Raw genomic sequence first — 23,639 nt, 5'->3', positions numbered from 1 at the left:
CGCTCCTTGTCAGGTCACCGCCGCGCGCCCCGCGGAGCGCATGGCGGCGAACGCCCCGAGGTACAGGGCTGCGACGACCAGGAGCAGTGCCTGATAGCCCGTCACCAGGGCGAGGTACTCGATCGCGCCCCCGGTCATCGCGCCCAGCAGGTTCGCGCCGAACGCCGAGGTCGGGTCCGGGGCGAGGGCGAGGCGGTCCGAGAAGATGAGGTTGGCGCAGAAGATCGGGGTGAAGGCCAGGGCGATGGCGGCGGCGAGCCGGGCGGCGAAGGGCAGGGACAGCACCGCGCCCGCGGGGACGAGCCAGACCACCGCGAGGGAGCCGAAGAGCAGCAGTTGCAGCAGCAGTTGGTTGACCCTCCGCAGCCTGCGCCGGACCTCCACCGCCGCGAGGACGGCGACCAGGACTCCGAAGAAGACGAGTGCGTTGACCAGCCAGGTCGTGCCGAAGTAGAGGGCGAAGCCGATCACGTTCTTCGTTTCGAGCAGCATGAAGGCCGCACCCAGCAGGAACATGTCGGTGTAGCGGAGCGTGCCGCGGATGCGGACCCCGGTCAGGCGCACCGACAGGAGCGTCACCAGCAGGATCGTGCCCAGGGCGCCCAGGTAGAGCGTGGGGATGCTCCGGTGCAGCAGGTACGGGAAGGGATGGTCGTCGCTCGCGGCCGCCGGGACCGCGCCGCTGGGCCGCCAGGTCTGCGCGCAGGACTGGTCGGCGGGCGTCATCCCGGCCACCAGCACGGCCGCGTTCCTCTTGAACGTCGTCATGCAGGGGGCGTGACCGTAGACGTCGTCGAGGCTCCCCGCGAAGCGGTCCACCAGCCAGCTCTCGCGGTAGTAGTTGTACATGGCGAACGCGCCGTTCGGCGCCAGGTGGTCGCGTGCGGCCTCGAAGGCCTGCCGGGTGAACAGGTAGCTCTCCAGGCGCAGGTTGCTCGCACCGGCGACCAGCGTCAGCGAGTCCGGCAGGGCCAGGACGATCAGGTCGTACTTGGTCTTCGTCCGCTCCAGGAAGGCGCGCCCGTCGTCGATGTGCGCGCGCACCCTCGGGTCGTCGTAAGGCCTCGCGGGGTGCAGTTGTGAGCCGATCTCCTGGAGCCGGGGATCGATCTCGACCGCGTCCACGTGCTCCGCTCCGTAGGCGAGTGCGACCGCGACGTCGTTGCCGTTGCCGGCGCCGATGATCAGCACGCGCTTGTGGGGGTTGCGGGGCGTCTGGTCGTACGCCTGGCGGTAGGGCGAGTCCTCCCGCATCAGCACGGCTTGCGGGGCGGTGCTCTGGTGGGGGACGCCGTTGGCCGAGATGTACCAGGTCCGGGTGGTGGTCGGCGAGGGTTTGAGTTCGATCTTGTAGTAGGGCGACCAGGAGATGCCGCTCGTCGTCGTCTCCAGGAAGAGCGCGGCGACCATCGCCGTGAGGGGAATGCCGTACCGCAGGGAGTTGCGCCGTCCGCCGAGGACCAGCAGGGCCGCGGTGGCGAGTACGCCCCAGACGACCGAGGGAGCGCGCAGCCAGGACAGCACGGCGAAGGACAGCGAGCCGGTGATGCTGCCGATCAGGTCGTAGCGGTAGGCGTCGAGCGAGGGGAGCTGGCGGAAGAGATCCGCGGTGATCTTTCCGATCCCCGCCATGATCACCGCGGTCAGCAGGAAGATGGCCGGCAGCGTCACCCACTCGGGAAGGCCGGTGGTCTTCACGGCGGTGAAGTACAGGACCTCGCTGCTGCTCTGGCGCACCTGCACCGGGTACTCGCGCACCAGAATGACCAGCAGCGCGAGCGGAACGGGTGTCCAGCGCTTGAGCCACTGTCCGCGCTCGGCGGGGATCAGGAACCCGACGCCGATGCCGAGGAACGATCCCAGCAGGATGAAGTTCGAGAAGTAACTCAGGTGGACGACGTTGGCGCCCGCCCATCTGATCAGCGCCAGCTCGACGAAGAGCATGGTGGTGCTGGCCAGCACGAGCCTCCAGCGCACCGATCTTACTGATTGCCCCGATTCAGTCCCCTTCATGGCGCTTTACGGTGCCATTCTCGCTGCGGTGAGTCGAGGTGCCGTGCCGTGGCCCGCTCGTCCGCCGGACGCGCCAGCATGGCGACGGTCGCGGAGAACAGCCACGGCAGCCGTTGTGCGACGGGCAGCAGCGCTGCGCGGGCCGGGGGCTTGCGCGTCGCGCCGAGGAGCGCGTGCGTCAGCCAGCGGTAGCGCCGGGTGAGCCGCCGCCACTCCCCCTCGTAGGCCGCCGGGTCACCGCTGATGATGGCCCGCACCGCGGCGGGCGCCTGCGCGAGCGCCAGCGCGATGCCCTCACCGGTCAGGGCATCGACGTAACCGGCGGCGTCGCCCACGAGCAGTACCCGGCCGGCCGTGCGCGCGCTCGCGACCTGACGGAGCGGGCCTGCTCCCCGTACCGGTCCGGCGAGGCCGGCCCCGGCCAGCCGCTCCCGCAGCTCGGGGAAGGCGGCGAGGTGGTCGTCGAACGACCGGCGGGCGGTGGTGAGCACCGCGACGCCCACGAGGTCGTCGGCCACCGGCGTCACGTAGGCCTCCGCCTCGCGGGCCCAGTGCACCTCGACGTGGTCGCTCCAGGGGGCGAGCGTGTAGTGGCGCCGCAGCCCGTGCCGCAGGGGGGACCGGCGCGGTCGGTTCAGCCCGAGGGCGCGGCGGATCGGCGAGTGCAGGCCGTCGGCCGCTACGAGGTGGCCGGCGCGGGTGCCGTCGACCACCACCCCGTCCCGGTCCTGCTTGACGTGACGCGCGGTGCGCTGGTCGACGCGTACGCCCGCTGCCAGCACCGCCTCGCGCAACAGCGCGTGCAATGTCGTACGACGCACCCCGCGCCCCGGGCCCGCCCTGAAGTCCGCGTCGACGCGGCGGGGCCCGGCGACGTAGCGAATGCCCCGCAGGGAGTGCCCCGGCGGGTGCACGCCCAGTGCGGCCAACGCTGCGACGGCGCCCGGCATCAGGCCCTCGCCGCACGCCTTGTCGACGACGCCGGCGCGCTGCTCCCAGACGGTGACGTCGAGCCCCGCGCGGGCCGCGTGCAGGGCCGTGGCCAGGCCCGCGGGTCCCCCGCCGACGACGAGCAGATCCATGCGTGCCTCCTCAGGCCAGCCGTGTCAGGGCAGCGGCCTCGGCGCGGACGCGGGTGGCGAGCAGGAGCCCGTTGAGCGCGGTGAAGACGACCGCCGTGATCCAGGCCGCCTGCACGAGGGGAAGCGCGAGCCCCTCGATGACGACGGCGACGTAGTTCGGGTGCGGGATCCAGCGGTAGGGTCCGCCGGTCACTCGCGCGGCGCCGGGTACGACGATCACCCGGGTGTTCCACTGCCGGCCCAGCGTGGCGATGCACCACCAGCGCAGCCCTTGCGCGAGCACGACGAGGGCGAGCATCGACCAGGCCAGGACCGGTACGACGTCCGGGCGGCGCAGCCACACCTCCGCGAGCGCGCCGACGAGGAGGCCGGTGTGCAGCACCACCATGAACGGGTAGTGCCCCCGCCCGGACTCCACGCCGCCCCGCGCGAGGCTCCAGGCGGCGTTGCGGTGGGAGACGGCCAGCTCGGCGATCCGCTCCAGTCCCACGGCCAGCACCAGCACGGTGAACCAGGCTTCGCTGCTCACTGTCCACCACCACCCGGGGCGCGGAGGAGTACGAGTTCGGAGCAGAATCCCGGGCCCATGGCGAGCATGAGCCCGTAGGAGCCGGGCGGGGGCGGGTGGTCGGCGAGCGTGTCCGCCAGGACATGCAGCACCGAGGCGGAGGACAGATTGCCGATCCGGCGCAGCGAGTCCCAGGTCACGCCCAGCGCTTCCCGCTCGACGCCGAGGGCGTCCTGCAACGCCTCGAGGACCTTGGGGCCGCCGGGGTGCGCGACGTACCAGTCGAGGTCGCGGCTGGTCAGTCCGTGATCGGCGAGGAAGCCGCGGACGTCGTCGCCGACGTACCGGCGCACCAGGTCGGGGACCGCGGAGTCGAGAACGACTCTGAAGCCGCCGGAGCCGACGTCCCAGCCCATCATGCGTTCGGAGTCGGGGTAGAGGCGGCTGCGTGAGGCCAGCACTACAGGAGCGGCGGGGTCGTCGTTCTGTGCGAGGGGGTGCTCGCCCCCGACGGCCACCACGGCGGCAGCACCGTCGCCGAACAGGCCGCTCGCCACGGCGTTGGCGACCGAGGTGTCGTCGCGCTGGAGCGTGAGCGAACACAACTCGACAGACATCAGCACCGCCACGGCGTCGGGGCGGCCGCGCAGCAGGTCGTTCAGGCGGGCGATGCCGGCCGCGCCGGCGACGCAGCCGAGGCCGACGAGGGGCAGGCGCACCACGTCGGGGCGCAGTCCGATCTCCGCCGCGACCCGGGCCTCCAGGGAGGGCACGGCCAGGCCGGTCACCGTGCAGGAGACGATGTAGTCGACATCGGCCGGTGTGAGGCCGACGCTCTTGAGCGCGTCGACGACCGCGCGGCCGCCGAGTTCGACGCCGGCCCGGATGAAGACGTCGTTCGACTGGCCGAAGTCCTCGATCCGGCCGTACTCCTCCAGCGGCAGCACGGTGTGCCGGGTCTCGACGCACACGTTGCGGTGGAGCCGCTCGACGACACGGCGATCGACCGTTTTCCCGACCAGCGTGGTGGTGAAGGACTCGGTGATCTCCTCCTGTCGGTGGCGGTGCTCGGGCAGGGTGCCGCGGACGCTGAGGACGCGCATGGTCATGCTGGCTCCTGGGACGGGGCGGTGGGGCACGGGGAGCACCCGGCCGAGGCCGAGCGCGAGGTCGACCGTGACGGTGAGCGCGGGACTTGGGGCGGGACTGCCGGGGCGGTCGTGGCGGTCGTGGCGCGAGACGGGCCGGCGCCGCCCGGAGCGGTGTCTGCCGGTGCCATCAGGCGACCGTCAGCAGCACGACGTCGAGCAGGGCGATGGTCACCGCGGCACGGAAGGGAGCGCGCCCGCGGCCGAACCAGGTGAGCACCGCGAGGACGGTGACCAGTGCCAGGGCCGTCCAGGCCCACGCCGGAGGGGACCCGGCGGGACCGGCCACGGCGAGCGCCGAGGCGGCGGTGAGCAGAGCGGCGGCCAGGGCGCGCGAGGGACGTTCACCGATCCGGTGCGGCAGGCCGCGGACTCCGGTGGCTTCGTCGTCGGCGAGGTCGGGCAGCACGTTGAGCAGATGCGCTCCGACGCCGAGCGCGGCGCCGGCGGCGGTCATCCACCAGGGCGCCCAGTGAGGGGGCGAGGCAGCGAGGGTGACGACCGAGGGCAGCATCCCGAAGCCGCACGTGTACGGCACCCATGACCAGGGGGTCGCCTTGAGCCCGACGTTGTAGGCGTGGCCCGCGCCGGTGGCGAGGACGACGTTGACCAGGGCGCTGCGCCAGCCGGCGAGCGCGGACAGCACGAGGGAGGCGAGAGCGGCCACGACGAGGGCGCGTGCCACCCAGCCGACCGGGAGGGTACCGACGGCCAACGGCTTGTCGGTGCGGCCCACGGCGCGATCGCGCGCGAGGTCGAGCAGGTCGTTGCCCCAGCCGATCGTGAGCTGGCCGGCGAACACCGCCGCGGTGACGGCGGCGGCGGCCGGCGGGCGCAGGCCGCCGCGGAGCGTCAGCAGGCCCGTGACGGCGGTGACGGCCAGAGCGGGCCCGCCGTGGGCGGCGGCGAGCAGCGCGAGTGCACGCGGTGGTCCGGGGCGCGCCGTGGCCGTGTCGGCAGTCACGGGCATCGCCTCTCCGCGTCCAGCGCCGGGCAGTTCGCGTCACCGAGGGCGCGGGACACCGTGCGGGGGTGCCGCACGGTGTCTGTGCCGCACCCCTCCACTCCGTCTCCGGTCGCCCAGGACCACGGCCCGTCGTCACCGGTGATCACGTTGCGCATGCAGCATCGGTCCCACGTTGCCCGCCCGCTCACACGGGGTGGTCCGGCATCCGGTGGAATGGGCATGTCGCCGACGGCCGGTGAGCAGCAGGAGCAGGGCCGCGACTCCTGGGGGTAGCCGTTCAGTGGGTACGCCTGCGGCGGTGGACCACGAGGACGACGGCGCCCAGCAGAGCGGCTGCGGTGGCGATGAGCGTACGGCCCGCGCCCGTGGCGGCCGGAGTGTCGCCGGACGGTGCGGCCGCGGTCGGTGTGGCCGGCGTGTCGGCAGGGGGGACGGTGACGACGGCGTCACAGAGGCGTCGTCGCCTCCGGTGATCGCACTGGGTGCCAGGGCGAGCACCACGACGGCCGGCGATGCCCCGAACACCGTGCGATGAGGATTCATGCCCGTTGGGGGATCACTCCAGGCCGTTGCGATCGACTGCCGCTCTGATCCGGCCGAGCCACTCCGTGCCCAGCCGGCGCCCGTTCGGGAACTGGTCGTCTCGATCCCAGCGCCACGTCGTGATCATCGCCAGCACGAGGAGCCGGCACTCGCGCAGCACGTCCTGATCGACTCCCGGATAGTGCTCGCTGACTTCCTCGGGCGCATGGGCGAGGTCGAATTCGACGGGCCCACGGCAACACGTCTCAAGGTCTATGAACAGCAGCCCGTTCTCGGTGGTGAGCACGTTGCCCGGGTGCGGCTCGCCGTGCAGCAGCTGCTCGGCGCCGCCGCGCTCGCCGATCACTCGTCTCAGGCTCCCCAACGTGCCGCCGAGCAGCTCCCGGTCCGCGTCGGCGAGCGCCGGAGTGCGGTCGTGGTTCGCCACGAGTTGTTGAGCCTGCTCGACTCGATCCGTGAAGTGCGGTGTCGGGACGTCGAGCTTGCGCATGCCGGCGTGCAGCAGCTCGAGTGCATGGGCGTAGTCGGCTGGTGAGGCCTCGCGAGATGTCACGGGTTCGTAGTAGGTCCACAGCGTGACCACGAAGCCGTCACGCTCATGGACGCGTGGCTCCACTCGGGGATCGAGAGCAGCCACAGGGCACCCGGATTCGGCGAGCCGCTGAGCAAGCTCCACTTCGAACCGCGCGACCTGATCCGCTACGGGTGCCACCCGGGCCAGGACGTCACAAGGCAGCAGCCGCAGAGTGAGCTTGTTCGAGTCATGCAGAACCATCGCGTCGTCGGCTGTCAGGCCAAGTGACGAGGCGGTCGACATGGCCGCGGCCACGGCACGCGGGACTTCCGACGCCTGCATCGTCGCCTGGCCCCTCTCCCCTGAGCGCTGCGCTGCCCTGACCCTACAAGCGGTGAACTTACCAAGTGTCGGCGATCTGCCCCCTTAGGGCGGCTGGAACGTGGGGGTGGGCTGCGAGGCGGCGGGCTTCGGCCGTGACCTCGGCATCGACCTGGTCCACAGTCGCGTTGTCGTATTCGAGGACGTCGTACTCGTCATCGAGTTCGGCGAGCCGCTCAGTGAGGGGCAGTTCATGTCCGAAGCGCTGGTGAATACGGAAGGTGAGCTCCCGGGGTGTCAGCTCGCCGGCGAGCATGCGGCGTGCGAGCGCTCGGGCGGCGTCTTCTCGGCCGGCATCGCCGGTGGCCGGGTAGAAGGTGAGGCCCAGTTCGTCGAGTGCTACCGGGAGCAACTCGTGGACGTCGTAGTCCGCTTCGGCGCGCGTGCAGGCGGCGAGAACGCGAAGGCCGGGGGTGTCGAGTCCGGCGACGAGCGCATCACAGGCGGCATGGACGACATCGCTCGCGCGGATCTCTCCCACGCTCCAGAGGGCGGCATGGTCCTGTAGAGCGATTGCTGCTGCTTCGGTCGACGTCACTCGCCCATGATCCCTCCACGGTGCGTCCCGGTCGACCGGGTTTCACCCCGGCCCTCCGAGAGAGGGCCGGGGTGCCGGGGCCGAGCCCCGAACGTCCTTGATCGCACGACTCCCGAGTCGGGTCAGGCGGTTTGTACGCTGTACCCCCACCTCGTGCCCCTGGCGACCCGGGGAATGCGGAAGCACGTCAGATGGACGGGCCCCTTCTGGTCCTCGCGACTTCCCCACCGAGCATTGGATTCCATTGCGCGCCACGAACCCCATCCAGCGGTGGCGGGCCATGAATGCGCCCCACCTCGCCGAACTCCCCGAGGCGGTCGTGGCGTGAGCACGATCGCGGCCCAGGCCATCAGCACTCGGCGACTGGACCTGCTGCCGCTTCGCGTCGAGCACGCCGAGGAGATGGCTGGGGTGCTGTCCGATCCGGCGCTGCACGCCTTCATCGGCGGCGCCCCGGACACCCCCCAAGCTCTGCGCTCGCGCTACCAGCGCATGACCGCGGGCTCTCCCGATCCGGCCGTCTCCTGGCTGAACTGGGTGATCCGCCTCCGTGATGAGGCCTGTCTGACGGGCACGGTCCAGGCGACGATCAGACACTCCGGCCACAGCTCTCTCGCCGAGATCGCCTGGGTGACGGGAACTCCGTGGCAGGGAAGAGGCATCGCCACCGAAGCCGCCCGAGGACTCGTCGGCTGGCTCAGCCGGCAGCCGGTGCGGAGCGTCATCGCCCACATCCACCCCGACCATCAGGCATCCGCCGCCGTCGCCACCGCCGCCGGGCTCACGCCCACCGACCAGTGGCACGAAGGCGAGATTCGATGGCACCGGAGCATCAGGCGATAACCGCACCGCACCACGGGTCTTGACTGTCACTGCCCCAGGTGGCCGGGGCGTCGAAGACGGAGTTCGCGGCTTGGGGCCACAGCAACAGCGATCCGCACAGTCGTGCGACGTGATCACTCGATGGTGAGTTGTCGCGCTCTCGTGCCCGGTTCGCCCCGATGCTCGGAAGGACGGCGCGTGACCGGCGCCGCCCGGATGTGTGTGGGTGGGGGAGCATGACGCGAGAAGCGGGACGTCGGGACGGGTTGGACCAGCAGGCGGTGTTGCTGGTGGCGGGGCTCGCCGATCTGGCGGTGAGCACGCTGGGTTCTGCCGTGGGGTCGGTGCGGGGGCTGTTGCGTCGCTCGGACACCGCGGAGCTGGCGGCGGAGGCCGAGAGCGAGCTGATGGCGCGTGGGCGCTTGGTGCTGGACCGGTACGCGGCCGTGCCCCCGGCCCATCTGGAGATCCTCGCCCGGCACGCCCTGGACCGGAAGGCCACCGATGGGGTCTGACCGGTGGGAGCCGGCCGCGTTCAAGACCCGCGTCGACGAGGTGCTGCACCGGTTCGTCGCGCAGGAGGCCGACCAGTTCGCGGCGATCGATCCGCTCCTGGGCCCGGTGGCCGAGCAGCTGGAGATGGCCGTCGCGGACGGTAAGCGGCTGCGGGCCGCGTTCTGCTACTGGGGCTGGCGCGCGGTAGGGCAGCCGGACAGCGACGCGCTGGTGCGGGCGGCGGCCTCGATGGAACTGGTGCACGCCGCCGCGGTCGTGCACGACGACCTCATCGACGAGAGCTCCTTGCGGCACGGGCGGGCCACGGTCCACGTCGCCCTGCGTGGTGCCGTACGGCGGCGTCCGCGCGCCGACGCCGCCGCGAGGTCGTTGGCGATGCTGGTGGGCGACCTGCTGATGGCGCTGGCCGGGCAGTTGTTCACCACCAGTGGTCTGCCGGCCGCATACCTGTCCCGGGCTCGCCCGTTGTGGTCGGTGATGGCCCGCGAGCTCGTCGCCGGGGAGTGCCTGGACATTCTGAGCACCGGAGCCGGTCCGGACACGACAGCGTCGCTGAAGGTGGTCCGCTACAAGACCGCCAAGTACACCGTCGAGCAGCCCTTGTTGATCGGCGGCGCCCTGGCGGGCGCCGACGGGCGGCTGCGCGAGGGCTACTCCGCGTACGGGCTGCCGCTGGGCGAGGCCTTCCAGCTGCGCGACGACCTGCTCGGCCTGTTCGGAGATCCGGAACGCACCGGCAAGGCCAACGCCGACGACGTGTGCGGCAACCGGCCCACGGCCCTGCTGGCGGAGACCTGGCGCCTCGCTGACGACGCCGACCGCGAACGGCTGCGCGCCCTGCTCGGCCGGCGCCGCCTGGACGCGCAGGAGCTGAACTCGGTGCGCGAGGTGATGCGCGGGCTGAAGGCACCCGACCGCATCGAGGGCATGATCAGCGCACGCGTGGAGCAGGCGCTCGGTGCCCTGCACGAGCTGGACGCACCGGCACCTGCCACCAGCGCCCTGACCGCACTGGCGCAGTCCGCGGCGAACCGCCCGTTCTGAGCCTTCGCACCCCCGAGTGGCTGCGGACCCGCGCCGTGTCCGGCCGCCGGCCCGCCCGCCGGCCGTCCATGGTCCGTCAAGACAAGGAGCCCCGCCGTGATTTACACCGAGTCGTCGATGGACGCCCTGCGGCACGCTGGTGACGAGCTCGCCGACGCCACCGTCGCCGCCCTCTTCGAGCGCGGCCAGGTGGGCACGTTCAACACCCTGATGCGCTACGTCTCCACCGCCGGCGCTCCCCTGCCGGACGGGCTGCCCGACGTCGCCCGCGAGTACCTGGAGGCCACGGCTGTTCCGCCCTCCTGGGTCGACTGGGCGGAGATGGAGAAGGCGCGGCTGTTCTTCATCGACAACAACGTGCACATCTCCACCGCGCTGTCGTTCGCCTCCATGCCCGCCTGCTACGTCGTCCCGCATGTGGCGAAGCTGTTGTCGGCCACCCACGGGCTGGAGTACCCGTCCAAACGGATGGCGGAGACGGGTCAGTTCACCGTCTACCTGATGCAGCCCGACGCCTTCGAGGCCGGCAGCCGCTTCATCCCCGCCGTCCAGAAGGTGCGCCTCCTGCACGCCTCCATCCGCCACCACCTCGAGCGGGAGAACCGGTGGGACACCACCGCGCTGGGCACGCCGATCTGCCAGGAGGACATGATCGGCGGGCAGATGTTCTTCTCCCTGCTCGTCCTGGACAGCCTGCACCGCCTCGGCATCCACATGTCGCAGGAAGGCGCCGAGGCCTACTACTACGCCTGGCGGGTGGTCGGTGCCATGCTCGGCGTCGACCAGGACGCCGTCCCCGAGACCCTGGAAGAGGCCCGTACCTTCCTCGACCTGTACATGATCCGGCACATGGGGCCCTCCGAGGAGGGCGCGCACCTGACCCGGCAGCTCATCGACCTCTACGAGGACGTGGTGCCCGGTACCTTCTTCGACCCGATCGTCTCCGCTCTCATCCGCCACCTCGTCGGCGACACCTGCGCCGACTGGCTCGACGTGCCGCAGACCCGGTGGGACACCGCCGTCAAGGCCGTACCCCACCTCCTCGGCATTCTCGAAACCATCGAAGACCGCTCCCCGTTCGGTGCCTGGGCCCTGGATCGCCTCGGCCACCTCACCACCGTCCTGGAGCTGTCCTCCCTGACCCGGGGACGCGTCATGCACTACGCCATCCCCGAGCAGCTCAGGAAGGACTACGGCATCTCCAGCACGGCACCCCGAAGCCACCGATGGACACCTCCGGCCGCCACGGTCTCCTGATCGCCGCTCCGCCGCTGCCCCCCCCGCCTACAGAGAGCAGCTGTTCGCGAGGGTCACGGGGTTCGTCCCGGCGGGCAGGGCGACCGTGCGGGAGGCGGGCGGCCGTTGGCCGGACTCGAGCCAGGCCTCCAATGCCGTGAAGGCCGTGCGGTGGCACGGCGTCAGCGGACGGAGCCGGTCCGGGTACGTGTCGGCCAGGGCGTCGGTGTGGGTGCCGCCCTCGATGCGGTAGTAGCGGTGCAGGGGGCCGCGGCCGGTCCGGCGCACCATCCGGGCGTAGACGTCGGAGTCCTGGCTGATCGGCAGCAGCACGTCCACGGTGCCGTGCAGGGTGATCAGCGGCTTGCCGATCCGCCCGGTCAGTCCGATCTTCTTCACGGCCCTTCTGACCTCGGCGGGACGGGACGCGTAGTCGTAGTCGGCGTCACAGGCCGGCGTGCCCGTCGCGCAGAACGGCGTGCCCGCCTCGGTCGGCCCGTCGAAGCCGGGGTCCAGTTCCTCGCGGTAGACGCGCTGGGTCAGATCCCAGTAGACCTTGTGGTGGTACTCCCAGAGAAACTCGGACCCGGCCGGGAATCCGGCGGCGTGCAGGGCTTGGCGCGCCTTGCCGGCTCCCACGCCCCCGGCTGCGTACACGGGGTAGGTGCGCAGCGCCTCGGGCAGGAAGTCCAGCAGGGTGGGGCCGTCGGAGCGCCACAGGGTGCCCTCCCAGTCGACTCCCCCGTCGTAGAGCTCGGGGTGGTTCTCGAGCTGCCAGCGCACCAGGTATCCGCCGTTGGACACGCCGGTCACCAGCGTGTGTGACGGAGGACGGTCGTAGCGCCGGGCGACCGTCGCCCGGGCGGCTCGGGTGAGCTGGGTGAGCCGGTCGTTCCACTCGGCGACGGCGTCTCCCGGCGTCGTGCCGTCCCGGTAGAAGGCGAGGCCGGTGTTGCCCTTGTCGGTGGCGGCGTAGGCGTAGCCGCGGGACAGCACCCAGTCGGCGACGGCCCGGTCGTTGGCGTACTGCTCGCGGTTGCCCGGGGTGCCCGCGACCACCAGACCGCCGTTCCACCGGTCGGGCAGGCGGACGACGAACTGGGCGTCGTGCCCCCAGCCGTGGTTGGTGTTGGTGGTGGACGTGTCGGGGAAGTAGCCGTCGATCTGGATGCCGGGGACCCCGCTGGGGACGGCCAGGTTCTTCGGCGTCAGCCCTGCCCAGTCGGCCGGGTCGGTGTGTCCCGAGGCGATCGTGCCGGCCGTGGTCAACTCGTCCAGGCAGGCGGCCTGCTGGTGCCGGGCTCCCGGTACGCGCACCTGGGCCAGGCGTGCGCAGTGGCCGCCCGGGTTTGCCGGTGCCGACATGGCGGGCGCTTGGATGAGCGTGAGGGCGGCCAGGGCGAGGGCCGCTGGAGCGCTTCGCCGCCAGGAGCGCGGCAGGGGACGGACGGTGGGACGCATGGTGTGCCTCCGCGACGGCGTACAAGGACGCGCCGGAGGCTATGACGCCGGTTCGCGGCGAGATATGGGCCCGGGGACCACCATCCGCCGCCTGGCGGTGGCTGCCGGCACCACCCGGTCGGCTGGGCCGGGAGAGGCCTCGTCCGGTGAACTCCGGCCTTACCCGACCCATCACGCACGGTGCCATGTAGCGCCGTCACACAGCTCGTCGCCAAGCGTGGCCGCCCCACCCATGCCTACGCCGGCGAGCGCACCCCGATGATGCTCGCCACGCCGGTCACCGGATCCCCCGTCCGGCAACGGCGACACGAAGCATTCCTCCCCCACACCAGGAGGCATTCGTCATGGGACAGTCGCACCCTCCGTTCCCCTCCACGAGAAGCCGCCGCCGCCTCGGAGGCATCCGCCGCTGGGTCACCGCCGCCGCGGGGGCTCTGGCCCTCACCGGTGGCCTGATCGCCGCGAGCCCCCCGGCATCCGCCGCGGGTCTGACCCAGGTCACCGGCTTCGGCACCAACCCCGGCAACCTGTCCATGTACGCCTACGCGCCCGAAGCGCTGCCGGCCGACGCCCCGCTCGTGATCGCCCTGCACGGTTGCACGCAGAGCGCGAGTGACTACTACGCGCACTCCGGCTGGCCGAAGTTCGCCGACACTTACGGTTTCGCCCTGGTCTTCCCCCAGACGAGCAGCGCCAACAACGCCAACTCCTGCTTCAACTGGTTCGAACCGGGCGACAGTGCGCGCGGTCAGGGCGAGGCGCTGTCGATCAAGCAGATGGTCGACAAAGCCGTCTCCCTGTACGGCAGCGACACCCGGCGGGTCCACATCACCGGTCTGTCCGCCGGCGGCGCCATGACCGCGAACATGCTCGCCGCCTACCCGGACGTCTTCGCGGGCGGCGCCATCGCCTCCGGACTGCCCGCGCGGTGCGCGAACAGCGTGGCCGCGGCGTACACCTGTATGTACAGCCCGCCGGACAGGAGCCCCGCCCAATGGGGGGACCTGGTGCGCTCCGCCGCTCCGGCCGGCACGACCTCCTGGCCGCGCGTCGCGATCTGGCAGGGCACCGCCGACACGACCGTCAAGCCCGCCAACGCCACGGAGTTGCGCGACCAGTGGACGAACGTCCTCGGCATCGGCCAGACGCCCTCCCGGACCGAGAGCCTCGGCGCGGGCACCACGCGGAGCGTCTACGACGACGCCTCCGGCAGGCCCGCCGTCGAGGTCTACTCCGTCTCCGGGATGGGGCACGGGCTGGCCGTCGACCCGGGCAGCGGCCCCGAACAGTGCGGCAGTACGGGCACCTACTACCTCGACACCGTCTGCGCCGGCTACCACACCGCCCGCTTCTGGGGGCTCGACGTCAACGGCGCCGGCTCCCTGCCCGCACCCACGGGGCTGACGGTCACCGGGACCACCGACACCACCGTCTCCTTGAGCTGGAAGGCGGTCGACGGCGCGGCCTCCTACGTCGTCCACCGCGACGGCACGAAGGTGGGCACGACGACGTCGACCTCGTACACCGATACCGGCCTGGCGACGGGCACGACGTACACCTACACCGCGGCGGCCGTGGACACAGCGGGCGCGGCAGGCGTCGTCTCCTCGCCCGCGACCGCGACCACGACCGGGTTCACACCCACGTGCCACACGGCCGGCAACTACGACCACACGGTCGCCGGACGTGCCTACCAGAGCGGCGGTCACACCTACGCGAAGGGCTCCGGTCAGGCGATGGGGCTGTGGAACACGTTCACCATCCGCACCCTCAAGCAGACCGCGCCGGCCTACTACGTTGTCGCCGACTCCGGCTGCCCGGCCTGAGCCCGCCTGACTCGAACTCGTCGACTCAGAAACTGCGGTAGAGCTTCTTCTCCCGCAGCAGTTTCTCCAGCTCCTCGTCCGAGAGCGGGTGAAGGGTGTTCAGGAGACGACGCAGCCCGGGTTCACCGAGGGTCTGGCTGGTCACCTCGACCTCCGCCTTCCGGTGACGGCGGACGAGGGTGACGGCGTGATCGCCACTGGGGAGGTCGCGGATCATGCGCATCTCACCGCGCGCGTCCACCGCGCAGGTCACGCCCTTCTCCCGGAGGTCGGGACACCGGGGCGCCGGTGTGAGCGGCGAGCGCACCGTGAGCGCCACGTAGGAGAACACGTCCTCCCGGACACCGCGGTAGTCGACGCTGAAGGAGGCGGGGCCGGCCTCGGCACGAGACAGTTGCATCCCGGGCGGCGCAGCGCCCAGGTACAGCAGTTCCGCGTGCTCCCGGTACCGCGCGACCTCCGCTTCGTGCCGACGCTGCTCCGCCTGCGCCGGCCCGACGAAACCCCCGTAGACCACCCCGGCCGCCAGCACGGTCACCGCCCCCAGCCGCACCCAGCGGTTCGGCACGAAGAATGCCGCGGCCACGGCGTACGGAGCCCCCGTCAGCGCGATACGGGTCCTGGCGCCGCCCAGGTCGACGTCCCCACCGTAGGCGGCCACACCCGCCAGGACGCCCAGCGTGCCGAGGACGAAGACCGACACCGCCCAGCCGAGCCGCTGCGGCACGGAGCCGCACAGCGGCACCACGGTCCGCACCGGTGTGGCCGTTGCGGCCAGCAGACCCACCGTCAGCGGCACGCCCAGCAGGAGCACCGGCGCCGTAGCCCCTTCCCCGCCGCCCCAGGCCGCCATCACCAGCCCGAAGCCGAGCACCGGCACCATGGCCGCCATCATCGCCCAGACCAGGAGGAGGTGCAGGGCCGTCAGCGCCCGTCTGCCACTCGTCATGCCGGGGATCTTGTCAGCCGGGGCCCGGGCGCACATGAGTACTTGTACTCAGTCCCGGACCGAGCGGCCGGGCCGCTCGGTCCGGGACTGTTTCGAGGGCACCCAGGTGGTGCCGCACGCGTCAGTCCACGATCACCTCGGCACGCGCCGCCGGGTCCCGCCCGGCCCGTACGTCGCCGAAGTTCCCCTCGACCTCCGCCTTTTCCGCCGCGTTCGGATACGGGTTCGTGCACGCGGTGCCCGCGCTGGAACCGGACATCAGGCTCGAGCACGGTCCAGGCTTGCGGTCGGGCAGACCCAGGATGTGGCCGAGCTCGTGGGCGGAGATACGCACCGTGTTGTAGCCCTGGTCAACGGCCTGACGACCGATGTAGACGGTTCCGTTGCCCAGGGTCGTGGGCAGGGCGCGCGGCCAGCCGTTGTCCGCCAGGACCCGTATGTTCGCGCGTTGCCCGGCCGCGGCCGGCCGCAGCTCGACGGCGTCGACACTCTCGTTCCAGATCGCCGCGCCCCGGTCGACGGCGCTTCTGAACTCCGCGGAGCCGCCGGCGTCGTAGGTGAGGACACGGGGGGCCAGGGGGGCGGCCGGCGTGTGCCGGGCGGCAGCCGCGGCCTGGCCGCCCGTCAGGGACAAGGACACCAGACAGGCAGCGGCCAGGCCGCCGCTCAGCATGCGGACGTGCATGATCGACCTCCTTGTGGGGGAAGGACAGTCGTGCAGTCGTGCTCATGACATTCTCTGGAGCCCTTGCCCCACCACGGAGGAAATGAATCCGTCATTCCTCAGGCGTTCCGAGGGACTCCGGACTGAACGCGGGGGCCATACCTGCCTGTTGCGGTTTCCCGGTGTCCAGTCAAGCGCTGGCGTGGCCACGCCAGGCCGTCCTCCGCGGAGCGGCATGGTGCACGGGCTCACCCGAACGGGCGGCCTGCTGACGCCACAGCCACAGGGACGTCATGGACAGCAGGGCGGCGAAGACCACCAGGAGGACGACCGATACCCACATCTGCCGGCTTCCAGGGTCGTCCCATCCCGCCGATGCGGCCACCACACCCCACAAGACCGACCCCCCGGCGTAGAAGGTGCGCATCCTGCGCAGCTGCCGCAGGGCTCGGACGGACTCAGCGTGATCGTTTTCCGGTGCCATGCCGACGCAGGTACCCCGATACGCGCACTCCATCACCGGGGCCCCCAGCCGGGGATGTGGATGGTCGAGAATCCAGGTCAGATCGCAGGGCGTCTTAACAGAAGAGGCAGCTTGATGAAGCGAGGACGTACCGAGAACGGACTGCGCTGGATAGCCGACGCCTACGGCACCAGCTTCACGCTCACCCTCAGCGAGGGGCTCTCGCCGTACGAGCTGCTGCGCGGCATCGGCGCCGAGGAGCACCACCTCGTCCCGCTTTCCCGCTCCGCGGCGTACGAGCTGCTCCTCCGGAGCGAGGATGACCACATCAGTGACCTGGACTTTCTGGACTGGGAGGACGAAGCGGCGGTCACCCGGCTGACGCGCGCGGGCTTTCTGCCAGCTCCGCCGGACGTCATCGTCAGGGCCGGCTCGGTCGCGGGCTGGGCGTACGCGCTGGAGGAATTCAGCTCCTACACGGGGAACCACCTTGCCGCGCTGTCCCAGCGGGGACGGGCCTTTTGCGTGCATCGCAACGCGAAGGGCTTCAGCAGCGTCGGCTATGCGGTCCACGGCGAAACGGTGACGACCTTCGAGCCTGGTCTGCCGCATCTCACGAGCGGGATACCGGCCGAAGAGGCGCTCGGCTTTGTTCCTGGCGACGACGAGGTGGCTGATGTGGCGTTCCTTCAATTCCTGGAGCGCGAGCTCGACATCTGCCTCCCTTGGGAGGAGACCGAGGCGGAGCTACCCGCAGCCGCATTCGCCTGACGCCGTTCGCGATCAGCGCTGTGTCCCGGCGGAACCGCTTGCGCTGCCGCGCTGACGCGTGCGTGGACGGTCAGTCCGGCGACCGCATCCCAGCAAGCCGTTCCAGGACGCCGATATCCCTGCTGGTCAGCGTCCGTTCCAGCATTCCGGCGTCCCATAATGGGCGCCATCTGTGGCAGGCGGGACGGATCGGCGAACAAGCTGTGGTCGTCCAAGCAGTCCGCTGGGCAACCCACTTCCGCACCATGGAGATCTTGATGCGTTCGCGTTTTGCCGCCCGCCCCGCCCGCCTCGCCCTCGCCGCAGTCGCGGCGGTGGCCCTCACTGCCACAGCGACCGCCACCGCCGCTGCCGACAGCCGGAGTGACACCGCGCGGGCTTGTGCAACCAACGACCTGGACTTCAGGGTCGGTTCCGAGACGCAGGCCGGTGGATACCTTCTCGTCACCGCCAAGGCGAAGTCCGGCGTCACCTGCTCCCTGAAGGGCGTCTTCCCCTCCGCCTCCTTCGGCTCCTCCATCGACACCGAGGTGTCGCCGGCCGAGCAGGGCGTCAGCGAGAGCATCACCCTGTCCGGCTCCACCGCCGCCTACGCCGGCATCAGCCCCAAGACCACCGACGGCAACCAGGGCAGGCAGTTCGACCAGCTCCACCTCTCCGTCGCAGGCGACGAAGCCAACTCCGTCACCCTCGACCTCCCCGAGGCCGTCACGGTCGACAAGCCCGTCGCCACCAACTGGCACGCCGATCCGGCCGACGCGGTGCCCTTCGCCGGATGACATCCGTGCCCATCGTCTCCACCGGGACCGGCGACAGCGGCGTCACCTGCCCGCCGGCCCGCGCTCTCCGCCCCCTGTCCCGGTGACAGGGCGGCAGCAACCGCCCCCGGCCGACGGACACACCGTCGGCCGGGGGCACACGCACACTTCGACGTCTCGATGCTCCGGGAACCGAGCGGGACGACCGGACGCTGATCCCTCCTACGAGGTCCGCGAGGCGAGGTACTCCTTGACGCCCGGCGCGGTGTGCGCGTCCTCCACGTTCACCGCGGCGCCGACCGCCTTGGCGTCCGGCTTGTGGACGTAGGTCGAGGTGTTGGCCGGCTGTGCCTTGTCGGAGAAGTTCTGCGCGGTGCCGAGGCCGACGTCGACGTTGGACTGGGAGCGGTGGGCCTTGACGACGTCCTCACGAGCGAGGCTGCCGTTCTCGCAGGCCCGCTTCAGGTCGGTGCCCATCAACTGGGCGGCGTTGTAGCCGGAGAGGACACCGGAGTCGATCAGGGACCCCGGGTACTTCTTCTTGTAGGAGGCGACCATCTTGCGCACCCCGGCCAGGTCGGAGCTGACGGCGGGCGCGGCGCTGACCACGTTCAGCAGGGCGGCGAGGGCGGGTGCGGCCGGCGTCTTCATCAGCTGCGGGGCATAGCCCGGGGCGCTGCTGACGACGGGTACCTTCAGGCCGCGGGAGGCCGCGACCCCGACCAGGGAGGCGGTCTGGGCCGGTCCGGCGCTGATCAGGATCGCCTTGACGCCCTCCTTGCGCAGCGCCGAGACCTGCGCGGACAGGTCGGTGTCGGTGGCCTTGATCTTCTGTCCGGCGACCTTCAGGCCCGCCTTCTTCGCGGCCCACTTCGAGCCCTCGAGCGCGTTCGCGCCGTAGTCGCCCTCGAAGTAGACGTGGCCGATCGTGTCACCCTTGTCCAACCCCTTGGTGCGGGTGAGGAAGTCGACCGCGGCGATCATGTCGATGTCGTAGGTGGTGCCGAGGACCTGCACGGAGTCCCGGTCGAGCAGGGAGGCGGCCCAGGCCTGCGGGAAGGTCAGCACCTTGTCCCGCTCGATGTCGTCGAGCAGCGCGGCCATCACGGGCGAGCCGATGACCTGGGGCAGCGCCACGACGTCCGAGGAGATGTCGGCGTAGGCGGTGACGGCCTTCTGGACGTCGTAGCCGTGGTCCTTGACGACGATCTCGACGCGCCGGTCGCAGATGCCGCCGCGGGCGTTGACCTCGTCCGCCCACATCTGCTGGGCCTGCACGATGCTCTTGCCCAGGGTCGCGTAGGGGCCGGTCAGGTCGGTGAGGGCGCCGAGCTTGATGGTCTTGTCGGTCACTCCGGGCCCGGTCTTGACGCCGTCGGCTCCCTCACCGGCGCTCCCGGAGGAGTCCGCCTTGGAGCTGCAGCCGGTGCCCGCGAGCAACAGGGCCGCGACGGCCGCGGCCAGGAGTGATGTGGTGCGCATGGCACGGGGCGTGTGGTGCGTGTGGTGCGAGGACTTCACGGGGTGGGCTCCTTGGCTCGTACGGCTGACGCGGGTGGCTGGGACGGGGAGGCGGCATCGGCGGGCGGTGGGGCGGTCCGACGGCTGCGCAGGCGGGCGCGCAGGCGCCGGACCAGACCGTGCAGCCCGTCGGGGGCGAACAGCAGGATCAGGACGATCGCCGCTCCGTAGAGGTAGCGGGCCGCCTCGGTGGGACCGACCGCGCCGTCGGTGGTGCCGGGGGCGGCCACCAGCGGCAGTTGGTCGGCGTAGCGGGTCATCAGCAGGGGCAGCGCGGTGACGAAGACGGCACCGGCGGTGGCTCCGGCCACCGACCCCAGCCCGCCGATGACGATCATTGCGAGGTAGTCGACCGACAGGACGAGGCCGAAGTAGTCGGGCACGACGCGGCGGAAGGCGAGGGCGAGCATCACCCCGGCGAGGCCTGCGTACATCGACGAGACCACGAAGGCCGCAGAGCGGTAGCGGGAGACGTCGACGCCCATCACCGCGGCCGCCGTCTCGCTGTCGCGCAGGGCCACCAGGGCGCGTCCGGGACGGCCGCGGAGCAGTCCGCGTGCGGTGAACCAGGTGATCGCGAACAGCGCGAGTCCCAGGTACCACAGCCGTTCCTCGGCGCCGAACGGCACGCCGAGCAGGGACAGTTCGGAGTCGGCGGAGAAGGAGAAGCCGCCCACTTCCAAGGGTGGCACCGAGCGGCCGTTGAAGCCGCCCGTGACGGAGTCCGCCGTGAGCAGGACGTGGTGCCCCAGGAAGACCAGTGCCAGGGTGGCGACGCCGAGGTAGACACCGCGCACCCGGCCGGCGACAGGGCTGAACAGCCCGCCCGCCACCCCGGCCAGCAGCACCGCGAGCACGGCCGCGAGGGCGGTCGGCAGCCCCGGGCCGGGCTCACCGGCCAGCCATACGTAGCCGTAGGCACCCACGGCCAGGAAAAAGGCGTGACCGAGGGAGAGTTGGCCGGCGGTGCCGGACAGCAGGCCCAGGCCCACCGCGCCGACGGCCGCCGCCATCGAGAACAGTCCGATGCGCAGCCAGAACGCGTCGAGGTAGAAGGGCAGGGCGCACAGCACGACGACGGCCGCGAAGGTCCAGCCGAGACGGACGGCGCGGGCGCGGGAGAGTCGCTCAGACACGGACCGCCGCCTTTCCGCCGAACAGCCCGGTGGGCCGCACGAGCAGCACCAGCACCATCACCGCGTAGGGAGCGACGTCGCCGAACCCCTCCCCCAGGATGTGCAGGTCGGACTGGTAGCCCGCGACGAGCGCCTCGGTCAGGCCGATCAGCAGGCTGCCCGCGAGGGCGCCGGGCGGCGAGGCCATCCCGCCGAGGATCGCCGCCGGGAACGCCTTCAGGGCGATCTGCCCCGTGGTGCGCTCCAGGCCGGGTGCGGGGAACGCGGCGAGGAACACCGCCGCCAGGGCCGCCAGCGCCCCGGCCAGGCACCAGGCGAGGGTGCGGATGCGCACCAGCCGTACGCCCATCAGGGCGGCCGCCTCGACGTCCTCGGCCGAGGCGCGCAGCGACAGGCCCCAGGACGTGTAGCGGAACAGGGCGAAGACACCGGCGATGACCACGGTGGAGACGACGATCGCGGCGATCCGGCTGTCGGCGACGGTCACCGGCCCCAGTCCGCTGACCGAGTCGCCCCAGGGGTCGCCGAGCGAGAGCAGGTCGCCGCCGATGCGCCGCGAGAGGTCGGTGAGGATGACGATGTCGACGCCGATGGTGACGATGGTCTGCACGTGGGCGGTGTGCGGGTCGGTCCCGCCTGCGTGGAGCAGGAAGCGGTCCATGGCGCCGGCCACGGCCGCGGTCACCAGGACGGCCACGGCGAGGGCTCCGGCGAAGCCGAGGTCGTCGTGGAATACGGCCGTGAGGTAGCCACCGAGCAGCAGCAGCGAGCCGTGGGCGAAGTTCATCACGCCGGACGCCTTGAAGATGATGACGAAGCCGAGGGCGACGAGGGCGTAGACCGCGCCCAGGGCGAGGCCGTTGAAGATGTTGTCCAGGAAGGTGGTCATGCGGCGTCCTCCGCTTCGGCCCCGGTGCCCAGGTAGGCGCGCAGCACCTCCGGGTCGCGGCGGACCTCGTCCGGGGTGCCGTGCGCGATGACACGGCCGAAGTCGAGGACGGTGACCTCGTCGGCCAGGCGCATCACCAGACCCATGTCGTGCTCCACCAGCACCACGGACAGGCCGAGTTCCGCGCGTACGGCGTGCACGACCTCGACCGTGCGGACGCGTTCGGCCGCGTTCATCCCGGCGACCGGTTCGTCCAGGAGCAGGACGCTGGGCTCCAGGCACAGGGCGCGGGCGAACTCCACGCGCTTGCGGTCACCGTAGGAGAGCAGGGCGACGGGGCTGTCGAAGTGCGGTCCCAGACCGGTGAGTTCGGCCGCCTCACGGGCCCGGGCGAGTTGTTCGCGCTGTTCGCGCCGCGCGTGCGGCAGGCGCAGTGCGCTGGCGGTGAAGCCGGACCGGGACAGGGCGTGGCGGCCGAGCAGCAGGTTGTCGGCGACCGTGCCCTGGGTGGTGACGATGTTCTGGAAGGTGCGGGCGACGCCGAGGGCGGCTATGCGGTGGGGGGCGAGCCGGGTGAGGTCGGCGTCGCCGAGCCGTACGGTGCCCGTGGCCGGGCGGCACAGCCCCGACAGGACGTTGAAGCAGGTGGACTTTCCCGCTCCGTTGGGTCCGATGAGCGCGTGGACGGAGCCCGGGGTGACGGTGAAGGACACCGCGTCCAGGGCGGTGAGTCCGGCGAACCGGACGGTCACATCCGTCACGGTGAGCGCGGGTGGTGCGGTGGTGCGGGTGGTCACGCGGCTCCCTGCCCCTCGGTGGTTCCGGCGGCTCTGGTGATGTCGCCGGCGTCCGTGGTTTCTGTGGTCGTCTCTGTGGTGTCTGGGGTGTCTGGGGTGTCTGGGGTGTCTGTGGTGTCTGTGGTGTCTGTGGTCTCTGTTGTCTCGCCCAGGTACAGGCGCCGTACGGCGTCCGTGCGGGCCAGTTCGTCGGCGGGCCCGGACAGCCGGACCTCGCCGACCTCCAGGACGTGGGCGGTGTCGGCGAGGGACAGCGCCATACCCGCGTTCTGCTCGACGAGCAGGACGGCGGTGCCCTGGGCGTTGATCTCGCGGACGACCTCGGCGATCCGGTAGACCATCTGCGGGGCGAGGCCGAGGGAGGGTTCGTCGAGCAGGAGCAGGCGGGGCGCGGCCATCAGGGCCCGGCCGATGGCGAGCATCTGCTGCTCACCGCCGGAGAGGAGCCCGGCGGCCTGCCGGGTGCGTTCGGCCAGGCGCGGGAAGAGCGTGAAGACCCGGTCCCGGGCCTCGGCGACCTGGGCCGGGCGGCGCCGTCCGAGGCCGAGGCCGCCGGAGCGCAGGTTCTCGTCGACGGTGAGCCCGGCGAAGACCCGGCGGCCCTCGGGGACCTGGACGACTCCGGCGCGCACCGCGGCGACCGGGTCGCGCCCGTCGAGCTCTGTGGTGCCGTAGCGGATACGGCCGGCCGTGACCGCGCCGCGGTGCAGGCGCAGGGTGCCCGACACCGCCCGCAGCAGGGTCGTCTTGCCCGCGCCGTTGGCGCCGAGCAGCGCGACGACCGTGCCGTGCGGGACGGTCAGGGACACGGAACGAAGGGCGGACAGGGCGCGGCCGTAGGTCACGTCGAGGCCCTCCACGCGCAGGGCACGCTCCTCGTCCGGTGGTGCTTCGGGCATCACGGCTCCTCGGGTCCGTGCCTGGGGCACGGGGGCTTCGGGGGAAGGGCAGCCCACGACAGCACGGGCGCGGGCGCGAGGTACAGGTGTTCGGGCGGGGTGGCTGCGTGGTCCCAACGCGGGTCGGCGGGGATTGTGCGGCTGCCCAGGGGGAGCGGCCGGCGCAGCGCCGGGGACGGACTGCCGGCCTGTG

General features: G+C 71.6%; 24 protein-coding genes. 7 read left to right on the top strand and 17 right to left on the bottom strand.

Annotated features, from left to right (window positions below):
* Window positions 1–9: 9 nt before the first annotated feature.
* The 8 genes from CP976_RS41305 to CP976_RS41275 all read right to left on the bottom strand — a co-directional run bounded on the left by CP976_RS41305 (window position 10) and on the right by CP976_RS41275 (window position 7,694).
* Window positions 10–1,962: a spermine/spermidine synthase domain-containing protein gene (locus CP976_RS41305; protein ID WP_229875955.1), complete on the bottom strand. Its 1,953-nt coding sequence runs from the start codon at window positions 1,960–1,962 to the stop codon at window positions 10–12.
* Window positions 1,963–2,009: 47 nt separating this feature from the next.
* The gene (locus tag CP976_RS41300) at window positions 2,010–3,095 is read right to left on the bottom strand and encodes an NAD(P)/FAD-dependent oxidoreductase (protein ID WP_150484959.1); all 1,086 of its coding nucleotides are present in this window, start codon (window positions 3,093–3,095) and stop codon (window positions 2,010–2,012) included.
* Window positions 3,096–3,105: 10 nt separating this feature from the next.
* Entirely contained in the window at window positions 3,106–3,624 is a 519-nt protein-coding gene (locus CP976_RS41295) for an isoprenylcysteine carboxyl methyltransferase family protein (protein ID WP_150484958.1), read from the bottom strand.
* The gene (locus tag CP976_RS41290) at window positions 3,621–4,712 is read right to left on the bottom strand and encodes a type III polyketide synthase (protein WP_150484957.1); all 1,092 of its coding nucleotides are present in this window, start codon (window positions 4,710–4,712) and stop codon (window positions 3,621–3,623) included. Before CP976_RS41290 ends, CP976_RS41295 begins: the two co-directional genes overlap by 4 nt.
* 169 nt (window positions 4,713–4,881) lie before the next feature.
* Window positions 4,882–5,721 carry a UbiA family prenyltransferase gene (locus CP976_RS41285; protein ID WP_150484956.1) on the bottom strand — a complete coding sequence of 280 codons (840 nt, stop codon included), beginning with the start codon at window positions 5,719–5,721 and terminating at the stop codon, window positions 4,882–4,884.
* Window positions 5,712–5,873, bottom strand: a complete 162-nt coding sequence (locus tag CP976_RS43155) for a hypothetical protein (protein ID WP_167537515.1) — start codon at window positions 5,871–5,873, stop codon at window positions 5,712–5,714. Before CP976_RS43155 ends, CP976_RS41285 begins: the two co-directional genes overlap by 10 nt.
* 401 nt (window positions 5,874–6,274) lie before the next feature.
* Window positions 6,275–7,117: a phosphotransferase gene (locus tag CP976_RS41280; protein WP_150484955.1), complete on the bottom strand. Its 843-nt coding sequence runs from the start codon at window positions 7,115–7,117 to the stop codon at window positions 6,275–6,277.
* A gap of 58 nt (window positions 7,118–7,175) precedes the next feature.
* Window positions 7,176–7,694, bottom strand: coding sequence for a hypothetical protein (locus tag CP976_RS41275; RefSeq protein ID WP_150484954.1), 519 nt, complete (start codon window positions 7,692–7,694; stop codon window positions 7,176–7,178).
* A 324-nt stretch (window positions 7,695–8,018) separates the two neighbouring features.
* On the opposite strand from CP976_RS41275, the gene CP976_RS41270 reads away from it, so the two are divergent.
* The 4 genes from CP976_RS41270 (at window position 8,019) to CP976_RS41255 (ending at window position 11,333) form a co-directional block, all read left to right on the top strand.
* The gene (locus tag CP976_RS41270) at window positions 8,019–8,537 is read left to right on the top strand and encodes a GNAT family N-acetyltransferase (protein ID WP_150484953.1); all 519 of its coding nucleotides are present in this window, start codon (window positions 8,019–8,021) and stop codon (window positions 8,535–8,537) included.
* A gap of 215 nt (window positions 8,538–8,752) precedes the next feature.
* Window positions 8,753–9,031, top strand: coding sequence for a polyprenyl synthetase (locus tag CP976_RS41265; protein WP_150484952.1), 279 nt, complete (start codon window positions 8,753–8,755; stop codon window positions 9,029–9,031).
* Complete coding sequence (locus tag CP976_RS41260) at window positions 9,021–10,076, top strand: polyprenyl synthetase family protein (protein ID WP_150484951.1); 1,056 nt, start codon at window positions 9,021–9,023, stop codon at window positions 10,074–10,076. The genes CP976_RS41265 and CP976_RS41260 overlap by 11 nt, the downstream gene beginning before the upstream one ends.
* 96 nt (window positions 10,077–10,172) lie before the next feature.
* Entirely contained in the window at window positions 10,173–11,333 is a 1,161-nt protein-coding gene (locus tag CP976_RS41255; RefSeq protein ID WP_150484950.1) for an oxygenase MpaB family protein, read from the top strand.
* A gap of 27 nt (window positions 11,334–11,360) precedes the next feature.
* Here CP976_RS41255 and CP976_RS41250 read toward each other — a convergent pair whose 3' ends face one another.
* Window positions 11,361–12,773: a 3-hydroxybutyrate oligomer hydrolase family protein gene (locus CP976_RS41250; RefSeq protein WP_150484949.1), complete on the bottom strand. Its 1,413-nt coding sequence runs from the start codon at window positions 12,771–12,773 to the stop codon at window positions 11,361–11,363.
* 344 nt (window positions 12,774–13,117) lie between these two features.
* Here CP976_RS41250 and CP976_RS41245 point away from each other — a divergent pair, with 344 nt between their 5' ends.
* Window positions 13,118–14,599, top strand: coding sequence for an extracellular catalytic domain type 1 short-chain-length polyhydroxyalkanoate depolymerase (locus CP976_RS41245; protein WP_150484948.1), 1,482 nt, complete (start codon window positions 13,118–13,120; stop codon window positions 14,597–14,599).
* A 25-nt stretch (window positions 14,600–14,624) separates the two neighbouring features.
* On the opposite strand, the gene CP976_RS41240 is transcribed toward CP976_RS41245, so the two are convergent.
* The 3 genes from CP976_RS41240 to CP976_RS41230 form a co-directional block, all read right to left on the bottom strand.
* Window positions 14,625–15,548: a spermidine synthase family protein gene (locus CP976_RS41240; protein WP_150484947.1), complete on the bottom strand. Its 924-nt coding sequence runs from the start codon at window positions 15,546–15,548 to the stop codon at window positions 14,625–14,627.
* Window positions 15,549–15,669: 121 nt separating this feature from the next.
* On the bottom strand, window positions 15,670–16,233 hold the full coding sequence (locus CP976_RS41235) for a snapalysin family zinc-dependent metalloprotease (protein WP_150484946.1): 564 nt from the start codon (window positions 16,231–16,233) through the stop codon (window positions 15,670–15,672).
* A gap of 169 nt (window positions 16,234–16,402) precedes the next feature.
* Entirely contained in the window at window positions 16,403–16,639 is a 237-nt protein-coding gene (locus CP976_RS41230; protein WP_230528750.1) for a hypothetical protein, read from the bottom strand.
* Between the two features lie 171 nt (window positions 16,640–16,810).
* Between CP976_RS41230 and CP976_RS41225 the strand changes: the two genes are divergently transcribed.
* Window positions 16,811–17,446 (top strand): DUF6461 domain-containing protein, encoded by a 636-nt coding sequence (locus CP976_RS41225; RefSeq protein ID WP_150484944.1) that lies wholly within the window; start codon window positions 16,811–16,813, stop codon window positions 17,444–17,446.
* Window positions 17,447–17,703: 257 nt separating this feature from the next.
* Window positions 17,704–18,225 (top strand): DUF4232 domain-containing protein, encoded by a 522-nt coding sequence (locus CP976_RS41220; RefSeq protein ID WP_167537514.1) that lies wholly within the window; start codon window positions 17,704–17,706, stop codon window positions 18,223–18,225.
* A gap of 201 nt (window positions 18,226–18,426) precedes the next feature.
* Here the strand turns inward: CP976_RS41220 and CP976_RS41215 are convergent, their stop codons facing one another.
* From CP976_RS41215 to CP976_RS41195, 5 genes are read right to left on the bottom strand one after another with little or no spacing between them, the layout of a single operon-like run.
* Window positions 18,427–19,686, bottom strand: a complete 1,260-nt coding sequence (locus CP976_RS41215; RefSeq protein WP_150485728.1) for an ABC transporter substrate-binding protein — start codon at window positions 19,684–19,686, stop codon at window positions 18,427–18,429.
* 35 nt (window positions 19,687–19,721) lie between these two features.
* The gene (locus CP976_RS41210; protein WP_150484942.1) at window positions 19,722–20,861 is read right to left on the bottom strand and encodes a branched-chain amino acid ABC transporter permease; all 1,140 of its coding nucleotides are present in this window, start codon (window positions 20,859–20,861) and stop codon (window positions 19,722–19,724) included.
* Window positions 20,854–21,750, bottom strand: a complete 897-nt coding sequence (locus tag CP976_RS41205) for a branched-chain amino acid ABC transporter permease (RefSeq protein ID WP_150484941.1) — start codon at window positions 21,748–21,750, stop codon at window positions 20,854–20,856. Before CP976_RS41205 ends, CP976_RS41210 begins: the two co-directional genes overlap by 8 nt.
* Complete coding sequence (locus CP976_RS41200) at window positions 21,747–22,547, bottom strand: ABC transporter ATP-binding protein (RefSeq protein ID WP_150484940.1); 801 nt, start codon at window positions 22,545–22,547, stop codon at window positions 21,747–21,749. Before CP976_RS41200 ends, CP976_RS41205 begins: the two co-directional genes overlap by 4 nt.
* Window positions 22,544–23,446 carry an ABC transporter ATP-binding protein gene (locus CP976_RS41195; RefSeq protein ID WP_229875953.1) on the bottom strand — a complete coding sequence of 301 codons (903 nt, stop codon included), beginning with the start codon at window positions 23,444–23,446 and terminating at the stop codon, window positions 22,544–22,546. Before CP976_RS41195 ends, CP976_RS41200 begins: the two co-directional genes overlap by 4 nt.
* Window positions 23,447–23,639: the final 193 nt, after the last annotated feature.

Origin of the sequence: Streptomyces coeruleorubidus, from assembly GCF_008705135.1 — a bacterium.
Taxonomy (GTDB): Bacteria; Actinomycetota; Actinomycetes; order Streptomycetales; family Streptomycetaceae; genus Streptomyces; species Streptomyces coeruleofuscus.
Note: the sequence above shows the minus strand (reverse complement) of the source record. Positions and strands in the feature narration are given on the sequence as shown.